Origin of the sequence: Phormidium sp. CCY1219, from assembly GCF_035615515.1 — a bacterium.
In the GTDB taxonomy this organism is placed as follows: domain Bacteria; phylum Cyanobacteriota; class Cyanobacteriia; order Cyanobacteriales; family Laspinemataceae; genus CCY1219.
Genome location: NZ_JAJENT010000780.1, coordinates 1 through 8923 on the forward strand (window position 1 = coordinate 1; position 8923 = coordinate 8923).

The 8923-nt window shown below is 49.8% G+C and carries 10 protein-coding genes; 8 read left to right on the forward strand and 2 right to left on the reverse strand.

Translation table 11 applies throughout. From position 1 onward, the window contains the following. Positions 1-333: 333 nt before the first annotated feature. From LKK83_RS23705 to msrA, 7 genes are all read left to right on the forward strand, one after another. Complete coding sequence (locus LKK83_RS23705) at positions 334-861, forward strand: mechanosensitive ion channel family protein (RefSeq protein ID WP_324633867.1); 528 nt, start codon at positions 334-336, stop codon at positions 859-861. A gap of 88 nt (positions 862-949) precedes the next feature. Continuing rightward, positions 950-1666 carry a PrsW family intramembrane metalloprotease gene (locus LKK83_RS23710; protein ID WP_324633868.1) on the forward strand — a complete coding sequence of 239 codons (717 nt, stop codon included), beginning with the start codon at positions 950-952 and terminating at the stop codon, positions 1664-1666. Between the two features lie 109 nt (positions 1667-1775). Then, complete coding sequence (gene grxC, locus LKK83_RS23715) at positions 1776-2090, forward strand: glutaredoxin 3 (protein WP_324633869.1); 315 nt, start codon at positions 1776-1778, stop codon at positions 2088-2090. A gap of 127 nt (positions 2091-2217) precedes the next feature. Continuing rightward, positions 2218-2631, forward strand: coding sequence for a thiol-disulfide oxidoreductase DCC family protein (locus LKK83_RS23720; RefSeq protein ID WP_324633870.1), 414 nt, complete (start codon positions 2218-2220; stop codon positions 2629-2631). Next, positions 2628-3131 carry a tRNA adenosine(34) deaminase TadA gene (gene tadA, locus LKK83_RS23725; RefSeq protein WP_324633871.1) on the forward strand — a complete coding sequence of 168 codons (504 nt, stop codon included), beginning with the start codon at positions 2628-2630 and terminating at the stop codon, positions 3129-3131. Before LKK83_RS23720 ends, tadA begins: the two co-directional genes overlap by 4 nt. 168 nt (positions 3132-3299) lie before the next feature. After that, positions 3300-4001: a lysophospholipid acyltransferase family protein gene (locus LKK83_RS23730; protein WP_324633872.1), complete on the forward strand. Its 702-nt coding sequence runs from the start codon at positions 3300-3302 to the stop codon at positions 3999-4001. 344 nt (positions 4002-4345) lie between these two features. Beyond that, positions 4346-4831, forward strand: a complete 486-nt coding sequence (gene msrA / locus LKK83_RS23735; protein WP_324633873.1) for a peptide-methionine (S)-S-oxide reductase MsrA — start codon at positions 4346-4348, stop codon at positions 4829-4831. A 46-nt stretch (positions 4832-4877) separates the two neighbouring features. Here msrA and LKK83_RS23740 read toward each other — a convergent pair whose 3' ends face one another. Next, positions 4878-5519, reverse strand: a complete 642-nt coding sequence (locus LKK83_RS23740) for a DUF938 domain-containing protein (RefSeq protein ID WP_324633874.1) — start codon at positions 5517-5519, stop codon at positions 4878-4880. Between the two features lie 298 nt (positions 5520-5817). On the opposite strand from LKK83_RS23740, the gene LKK83_RS23745 reads away from it, so the two are divergent. Beyond that, on the forward strand, positions 5818-7275 hold the full coding sequence (locus LKK83_RS23745) for an aromatic ring-hydroxylating dioxygenase subunit alpha (protein ID WP_324633875.1): 1458 nt from the start codon (positions 5818-5820) through the stop codon (positions 7273-7275). Positions 7276-7792: 517 nt separating this feature from the next. Here the strand turns inward: LKK83_RS23745 and LKK83_RS23750 are convergent. Continuing rightward, positions 7793-8725, reverse strand: coding sequence for a DUF1517 domain-containing protein (locus LKK83_RS23750; RefSeq protein WP_324633876.1), 933 nt, complete (start codon positions 8723-8725; stop codon positions 7793-7795). Between the last annotated feature and the right edge of the window lie 198 nt (positions 8726-8923).

Sequence of the window (8923 nt, forward strand, 5' to 3'; positions counted from 1 at the left end):
AATAGTCTCAATAGACTCGATGGGGCAGGCAGGACTTAAGCGCAATGCGTAAATTGCTTAAATGCCCTGCCTGCCCCGTCGAGTTTCAGCTTCGATTATATCATATCCAAACGAAAAATCCAGTTTTTTTAAAGCGCGATTGGCATTAAGAGATTTTTCTGCAACCAATTCAGTGGGTCTGCAACAGAATTTGTCCTGGGGGGTGAAGGGCGATCGCCCCCGGAATTCGGGCAATCAATTCTTGTCAAATACCTACCGAAACATCACCCTACGCCAATACTAGCCGATTAGCGGATAAAATTCTATGAAGCATCCCACACCGAATCCCAGACCATGTTAAACGACCTAATTGGCAAACTGTTACTGTTTGCGCCCAGACTAGCAGGGAGTCTGCTGATTTTACTAGCATTCTGGTTGGGCAGCATTGTCCTGCAAAAAGTCATCCGCCGCCTAATTGTCAGCAGCAAATTAAATCGAGATGCCCTGAAACTCCTCGAACAAACTGCCACCAGCATCGTCTCGATTGTTGGCATCGTCACCGCCTTAGGAACCCTTGGGATTGATGTTTCTGCGTTAGTAGCCGGGTTAGGACTGACGGGATTTGCCGTGGGACTCGCCCTGAAAGATATTCTGTCCAACTTCGTTTCCGGGGCGTTAATTTTGATTTATCGTCCCTTTCGGCGCAACGATCGCATTTCCGTTGCCGGATTTGAAGGTACGGTGATTGATATTGATTTACGATATACCACACTCCAAGCAGAGGAGAAAAAAATTTTAATCCCCAATGCGTCTATTTTCACCCATACAATTTGCATCATTCAACCTAATGAGGTGAAGATTATCACCAAAAAAATGGGTTAAATTTGCCAAAACGCGCCGATTGCTGAAATTTAGCGGAGCAAATCGGTGCGGGTTTACGATAGATTTTGAGTAAAAACGATTGAGGTCAATGAATATTCTGATACCCATTGGACTCGGGTTGATACCCGGGATTTTTTGGTTGTGGTTATTTTACTATAAATGCCGAGTTGCACCCGCGCCAAAATCGGTGCTAGTCAGACTGTTTGTCTGGGGGATATTGCTGGCAATTCCCGTAGTGCTTTTACAAATGCCATTTTTTTACCTGTTGAAATCGCACCTATTTTTATTTACCGTTGTTGCGCCCCTGACGGAAGAATATGGAAAATATTTTATCGTGAGGCGATCGCTGTATCGGCGTGCGGACTTTACCGAACCGATGCAAGGGATGATGTATGCAGTAACCGTTTCCCTAGGATTTGCTTCGATTGAAAATATCTTTTATTTGCTTGCCACTTATTTAGAACGTCACGATTTCACCGGACTTGTAGGGCAACTGAATAGATACGAAATCCTGTTATTTGTATTTGCGGTGCGGGCGCTGCTATCCGTTCCCGCTCATGCTTTATGGGCAGGGTTGTGGGGATATCCCTTGGGAGTAGCGAAGTTTTCTGCACAAGAAGTTGGGAAAAAGTGGGTTCGCAATGGGTTGATTGTGGCAATTATTGGCCACGGATTGTTTAATTGGATGTTAGTTTTCGCTCCAGGTGCCGCCGTGGTGTTGTTGCTATTGATTGGATGGGGATGGCGGCGGATATCGCGCCGCATGCAAGGGGCGATCGCCAGGAGGACAGAAGGCGATCGCTGACAGTGCGTTCCATCGCCAGTATCGGGACTTTCCCCATTTTCCAGCAAAATATTCTAGAATATCTGTAAACCTGTAAACTTCGCCCATTTAGAATAGCAACTCACAGACAATGAACGATTTTATCAATGGTCTTCTCGGTCGCCATCCAGAACGAATGAAAGCGCAAGTGGAAATTTACACCTGGCAAACCTGTCCTTACTGTATCCGCGCCAAACTGCTGCTGTGGTGGAAAGGAGTTGACTTCACCGAATACAAGATTGATGGCGATGGTGCAGCGCGGGTAAAAATGGCCGAACGGGCAAATGGGCGGCGTACCGTTCCGCAAATTTTTATCAACGATCGCCATATTGGTGGATGCGACGAACTGTATGAATTGGATAGCAAAGCAGAGTTAGACTCCCTGTTAACGGCGGAACCTGCATAGTCCCGTTAAATTGTCAATATTTTTGGCAAAAAAACTCGCTTTTCGCCTTTCCGTGGGAAAGAGAGAAAAAGCGATAGGGCGAGATGAAACGAGTTATTTTGGCAGGTAGGTAGAGGGGAATAGCAAGATGAATTATCTGGTTATCTATGATGGAGATTGCAATCTTTGTACGAATTTGGTGCAAGGGTTAGAAAATTTGGACAAAGGCGATCGCTTTAGCTACATTCCGATGCAGGATGAAGAGACGCTGGCGCAACTGGAGATAACGCCGCAAGAGTGCGAAGGAGGGATGATTTTAATCGATAGCGATCGCCTGGAAAGGCGGTGGCAAGGTAGCGATGCGGCGGAAGAAATTGGCAGCTTGTTACCGGGGGGGAATCTGTTTGTAAATGCCTATCGATCGCTACCGGGAATGAAGTGGATGGGCGATCGGGTTTACGAGCAAATCCGGGATAACCGCTATCAGCTATTTGGCAAGCGAGAGAACACCTATCAATCTGCCTATAGCGGCAATTGCCACACCTGTAGTAATCAACCATGAATCTGCCGATTTGCGATGCGGAGTATTTGAGGCACCGACAGTGGATGAGTCGGGCGATGGAACTGGCGCAGGCGGCGGGAGAGGCGGGAGAAGTGCCGGTAGGGGCGGCGATCGTCAATCCCGAAGGAGAAGCGATCGCCGAAGCGCAAAATCGGCGAGAACGAGATAAAGACCCTACCGCCCATGCCGAAATTCTGGCATTGCGCGCCGCCGGCAATGCCTTGCAAAACTGGCATTTAAACGGCTGTACCCTTTACGTGACCTTAGAACCTTGTCCCATGTGTGCCGCCGCGATCGCCCAGTCTCGCATCAGTCTCCTGGTTTATGGTGCCGATGACCCCAAAACTGGCGCAGTTCGCACAGTGATGAATATTCCCGATAGCCCTTGCTCGTTTCACCGTTTATCCGTACTCGGCGGCATCATGGAATCCCCTTGTCGAGCACAGCTACAATCTTGGTTCGCCCAACGAAGACACCGCCCTGTCGATGAGCGTTCTTAAGCCCCATTTTTCCCTAACCCACCCGCCGCTTTCGGAAATACATACCCTATTTAATCCGCTTTTTTGTTCGTTGAAAATTTAGCTAATTTTAGGGTAATCATATTTTGCACTTAATTGGAAAAAATAGTTGAAACTGAGTTTAAACTTACTATTAAATTGGGCAAGTAAATGAGGACAACACAAGCCGGAAAAACAAATCAAAAAAGAACGTCAACCGAATCAATCACCGCGCAAGTTTCTCCCAGGTTGCTTAAATTGATTTATCCATTGGCGCGGTTTTTGGTTTTGCCAATTTATTTTCGCGGTTTAGAGGTAACGGGACAAGAAAATATTCCCCGAGAAGGACCCGTTATCTTGGCCCCAACGCATCGTTCGCGCTGGGATGCAATTGTGGTGGGATATACGACCGGAATTTCTGTTAGCGGACGACATCCGTATTATATGACTTCCGCCGATGAATTTCAGGGAATTAAAAAGTGGTTAATCCCGAAGTTAGGCGGATTTCCCGTCGATCGCGATCGCCCGGGAATTAGCAGTTTCCGTCATGGGATTGAATTGCTGCAACAAAAACAGGCGATCGTGATTTTTCCTCAAGGCGGGATTGTACGCGATCGCGAAATTGGCCGACTCAAACCCGGATTAGGGCGTCTTGCTATGCAAGCGAGAGCAATGCAACCGGATATCGACATTAAAATTGTCCCCATCGCCCTAAAATACGATCCGTTTATTCCCAAATGGCGCTGTGATGCCATGGTTTGCATTAGCAAACCCTTAAACGTAGCCAATTATCCCTCAGACAAACCCAAAGAAAGCGCCATCCAACTCACCGCCGATTTGAAAGAAGCCCTTCAGGCGATCGACCCCGAATAACTCGGGCGCAACCATAAACCGTAGGGGATGGGAGTACAAAGAAAATAAAGGCGGGGGTGTCACCCACCGACTGAATCGAAGGGAAGAATGGGTGTTATGCTATTTTTAACTCGTTCCCCGGCGATCGCAGAGGCATCCCACCAGAGCGACCACTTCCCCCTCAATAAATGTGCGGTGGAGGCATCCTTGCCAAAGGATAGAATTTTTCCCTGTTTCCCAAACTACCTCAGTTTTCCCAAAGAGGGGTTTTTCAAATTTTATTGCTAGATTAAAACGGTAGAACGAGCAACGATCGCGAATTGTTTTCGGATAAGACATGTAGGGACACAAGAGAGGAAAAGAAGATGGAAAAAGCCACATTTGCAGCCGGTTGTTTTTGGGGAGTGGAAGAGCGGTTTCGCCAAGTGGAGGGGGTGATTTCTACTGCTGTGGGCTATACGGGCGGACATTTTCCCAATCCCTGTTATTTAGATGTTTGTGCTAGAATTACCGGGCATGCGGAAGCCGTGCGAGTGGAGTACGACCCGCAGCGAATCAGTTATGAGGAACTGCTAGAAGTGTTTTGGGCTAGCCACGATCCGACGCAACTGAATCGCCAAGGTCCCGATCGCGGAGAACAATATCGCTCGGCTATTTTTTATCATAGTCCCGCCCAGGAAAAAGCGGCGCGATCGGCCAAACAGAAGTTACAGTTATCGGGCAAGTACGATAAAGATATCGTCACGGAAATTAAACCCGCCAGTGAGTTTTGGATGGCGGAAGAGTATCATCAGCAATATGTGGACAAAAAACGCCACGTTCGGAAAAGAGATAGCCGAGCCAACCTCTAATTATAGCACTTTTAGGGGGAAAATGGCAAAGGTAAAAATCGGTAATTTACTGACGTTGAAACACCACCGATAAATTATTGGCTGGCATGTCGAGGGTTTCGATTAACGTCAGATGATTTTTTTGTGCCACTTCCACCACTTCTTCTAAATCGCGTACCCCCCAGGTGGGATTTTGCCACTGCAACATTTGGTCAAAGGCTTCGTTACTCGGGGCGGTATGTTGGCCTTTTTTTTTGAATGCGCCATACAGATAAAGAATGCCGCCGGGATTGAGAATTCGATTAGCTCCTGCCATCAATCCCAAGGTAGATTCCCAGGGGGAAATATGCAACAAATTAATTGCAGCGATCGCGGTAATGTCGGGTAAGTTTTGCGGGGTAGCGGACTCGGTTTCTACTGCCCAAGTGGGCGATCGCACGTCAATATTCAGAGGCGGTAAAAGATTATCGGCACCCAATTCACTTCTCCAAGCGTCAATACTTCCACGCGATCGCGCCTCTGGTTCGCTAGGTTGCCAAAAACGCGGTTGCAGGCGCGGCGCAAAAAACACCGCATGTTCGCCAGTTCCGCTAGCCACTTCTAACACCGTACCCGTTTGTGGTAAAACCCGTTGCAACACAGACAAAATCGGTTCTCGGTTGCGTTCGGTTGCCGGCGCAGATAATTTCAAAGAGGACGGATAATTCATGGGTGGAAATATTGCAATAAATTACGCTAAATCGGCGATCGTCAAGCCCAATGCTAATAGCAAAAGAATATCATAAATCGGTCATCATGTTAAGCCAGCTCTGAAAATTATTGTCCCTACCGACTTCCCCGAGGACAAGTGACTAATGACCAATGACAAGTGACAAATGCCAAGTGACCCATCGCCACCCACCAATGATTCCACCGATCCACTGCTGGCAATTTTTGTCCGAACGCCCGCCAACATCAGAGTCTTTGGTTATCTTAGAAAAGAAAAGAGTAGCATACAGATAACTGCGATGAATACAACACCGACGACGACAACCGAGACGCCTGGAGAAACCCCAGTAGAGGTGGGGACAGAGATACAGAGGAGCGCGATCGCTGCAGAGGGGGAAAAATGCGCCCCCGGAGGGGAAAATCCCGAGGAATTCGACGTGCTAGAAGCGTGGTATCCGGTGCATTACCTGGAGGATCTGAGCCAATCGACCCTGACTCGTTTCACCTTGCTGGAGCGAAATTTGGTCATCTGGTGGGATCGCAACGGGCAAACCTGGCGCGCCTTTGAGGATAGCTGCCCTCACCGCCTGGTTCCTTTATCTGAAGGGCGAATTAACGAAGAGGGCTTGTTAGAGTGTCCCTATCACGGGTGGACATTTGCCGGAAATGGGCAGTGCGATCGCATTCCGCAACAGGAACAAGGATCCAACCCAACAGCCTCGAAACGCGCCTGCGCGGTTTCTCTGCCCACCACCACCCGCCACGGGATGTTATTCCTGTATCCAGGCAAACCGGAAAACGCCGAAAAAACTGCGCTTCCGATTATTTATCCGCTTGAAGAGTCACCGGATGGCTGGGTGTGTTTGAAGACCTTTCGAGACTTGCCCTATGATGCCCTCACCCTGCTAGAAAACGTGCTAGACAGCAGTCACGTGCCCTACACCCACCACGGAACCGTAGGCAACCGCGCCTCTGCGGGAGCTGTGGAACTCGAAGTCGTTTCTTTCGGAAAACAGGGATTTGAAGGACTGTGGGAAGAAGGGCCGCGACAAGGAACCCTCGGGCGGCAAACGACTACATTTGTAGCACCGTCTCTCATGTGGCACGACCTGACCTCGAAACAATTTGGCCGCACTCTCACAGTGGTTTATGCTACGCCGATTCGCAAAGGGGAATGTCGCTTATTTGCCATATTTCCGTTTAAATTCTCCTCGAAAATTCCCGGGCTATTTATGAAACTGACGCCGCGTTGGTTCAATCATCTGAGACAACATGCGATTCTGGAGGACGACCAAATTTTCCTGCACTACCAGGAACGCAATTTGGAAGCCAAAGGCGGGAGTCCTCAGTTTGCCCAAGCGTTTTATTTGCCCACCAAGGCGGATCGGTTTGTGGCGCAGTTACACCAGTGGGTAAATCAGTATCGCATCGATCCGTTCCCCAGCCACAGTTTACCTCCCCGCCGCTCTACGGAACAGCTTCTCGATCGCTATCATTCCCATACGATACATTGTGCGAGTTGTTCCACTGCGTTGGCGAATGTTAAGCGGGTGCGGAATATCGCCGGGATTGCAGCAGCGATCGCCTGGATAATTGCCCCAGCGCTGCTGGTGTTCCTGGAGGATACCCCAACCGTGGCGATCGCCTTTTGCACCGTTGTGAGCCTTGTCTGCGGTGCGATTTGGCTGCGCCTGGCCCAGCTAGAGCGGGATTTTTATCGCGGGAGTGAAGTGCCGACCAGAAATCTGCCGAATTAAGTCCCCTGCTATGGGCTAATTCACCGGCTCTAAATGGATATCAAGTCTGGCGGAATAGCTGTAAAAAGAATGAGTCCCTGTAGGCTTTCTTGAACTGCCAAAGCGGTATTTCAATCCAGTGCTTTTACTGGCCATCCACCGGACGCGATATGATATTCTTTTTCTAACTGCTCGATAGAGAACTGTGAATTGCTCAGTAAGGACACGGCAGTGCCGTGTCCCTGATTCATTCGAGGCGATCGCGCGACTCGAGGCGTCCGGTTCTGTGCGATCGAGGGTCAGAAATGCGTCCAGGTGAAAATCAGATGAATGGGAAGGGCGAATTGGAGACCAAAAAATGGGGGTGGTGGGGTTGGGTTAGTTTATATGTAGGTGGCGATTTGAGTGTTAATTTTGAATTAGCACAAAATTTAGGTGGTGTCAACTCTCAGCTCACACGTGGGGCGAATTGAGAAAAAAGATGGGACGCAGGATTACCGCGTCCCATGAAAGACAACTAACCGTCAAATACCTGGACTTACACCAATTTCAGGTTAGGATAGTAAGTCAAAATGTCATCGGTGGTGAGAGTGTCGCCTTTTGCTTGCGGGGTCCAGAGGATTTCAAAAGCTAACAACTGCTCGCTACCGATACCGCCGATTTGACGTAATGCTTCGCGCAGTTCTTCGGAACTGTTAACATTGGGCAATTGCATTTTGCCGAGGGTTCCGACAATTAAATTCACCACAATATATTCGCTCGGCCCTTCGGATTCGTCAGAGGGGAGAGACTTGGTAGAGTCAGCTTCGCGCAGTTGGTTGTTGACATTGGAGAGGGTTTCTTCTTGCACTTTAGAGCGTTCCCCCAGAGCAAGCTGGTTGAAGCGTCCTTCGGCGCTAGAGAGGCGAGTTTGCTCGGAACTGGTTGCGCCATAGACCCAATATTCCGGATGGCGCAGTAAGGCGAGGCTAGCTTCTTGCAGCACTTGGGCGCGACCTTGCTCGGTGTTGGTATTTGCCGATGCGGCGAGGCGATCGAGTTCCTCTTGCAGGTCGCGGGCTTGGGCTAACAGACCCACTTGAACTTTGGAGATAGCCACCGGGGGGTTGCTGGCGTATTCCACGGATTCTTCGGTACCCACGCGACGGAAAGTTTGCACGAGGAAGTTAGCGATCGCGATAAAAATCAGGATACTAAACAAGCCGCCAAAACCGCCGCCGAAGCCAAAGAAAGGCAAGAGGAAGGGGAAGCCGAAGCCACCGCCGCCGAAGCCGCCACCGGGGCGCTGATAGGAGCGGCTGGGGGGAGAGAAGGTGCGGCTGGGCCCTCTAAAAGAGCCACCGCCAATGCGACCGCCAGTGCGTGCGGCTAAGGCTCCATCGGCGTAGGAGAAGACCAACACCAGAACCAGGGCGATCGCCACTAAAGGTTTGAAAAGGGGTTTAATTGCCGAAAGCAGTTTTCTATACATAATCGGTGGGCTGTTTTGCATTGCATCAAAAGATTCCAGAGATTGGGAGCCGCCTGGGTGTCACCCCAGGGGTTCGTCGCCGGAACCCGCGACGAACAGACCCCGAGGTCTGTCGTCCCCTTTGTGACGTACTCCCGACGCCGACCGCTTAGGCGGTACGGCGCGGGCTTCTGCGCCCAGACCTTTGAGATCTGGGTT

Excerpts from the sequence above, each read along its gene's own strand:
- LKK83_RS23740 (WP_324633874.1), bottom strand. The coding sequence starts at position 5,519 with ATGAATTATCCGTCCTCTTTGAAATTATCTGCGCCGGCAACCGAACGC.
- msrA (WP_324633873.1), top strand. The coding sequence starts at position 4,346 with ATGGAAAAAGCCACATTTGCAGCCGGTTGTTTTTGGGGAGTGGAAGAG.
- LKK83_RS23750 (WP_324633876.1), bottom strand. The coding sequence starts at position 8,725 with ATGTATAGAAAACTGCTTTCGGCAATTAAACCCCTTTTCAAACCTTTA.
- LKK83_RS23710 (WP_324633868.1), top strand. The coding sequence starts at position 950 with ATGAATATTCTGATACCCATTGGACTCGGGTTGATACCCGGGATTTTT.
- LKK83_RS23730 (WP_324633872.1), top strand. The coding sequence starts at position 3,300 with ATGAGGACAACACAAGCCGGAAAAACAAATCAAAAAAGAACGTCAACC.
- grxC (WP_324633869.1), top strand. The coding sequence starts at position 1,776 with ATGAACGATTTTATCAATGGTCTTCTCGGTCGCCATCCAGAACGAATG.
- LKK83_RS23745 (WP_324633875.1), top strand. The coding sequence starts at position 5,818 with ATGAATACAACACCGACGACGACAACCGAGACGCCTGGAGAAACCCCA.
- LKK83_RS23720 (WP_324633870.1), top strand. The coding sequence starts at position 2,218 with ATGAATTATCTGGTTATCTATGATGGAGATTGCAATCTTTGTACGAAT.
- tadA (WP_324633871.1), top strand. The coding sequence starts at position 2,628 with ATGAATCTGCCGATTTGCGATGCGGAGTATTTGAGGCACCGACAGTGG.
- LKK83_RS23705 (WP_324633867.1), top strand. The coding sequence starts at position 334 with ATGTTAAACGACCTAATTGGCAAACTGTTACTGTTTGCGCCCAGACTA.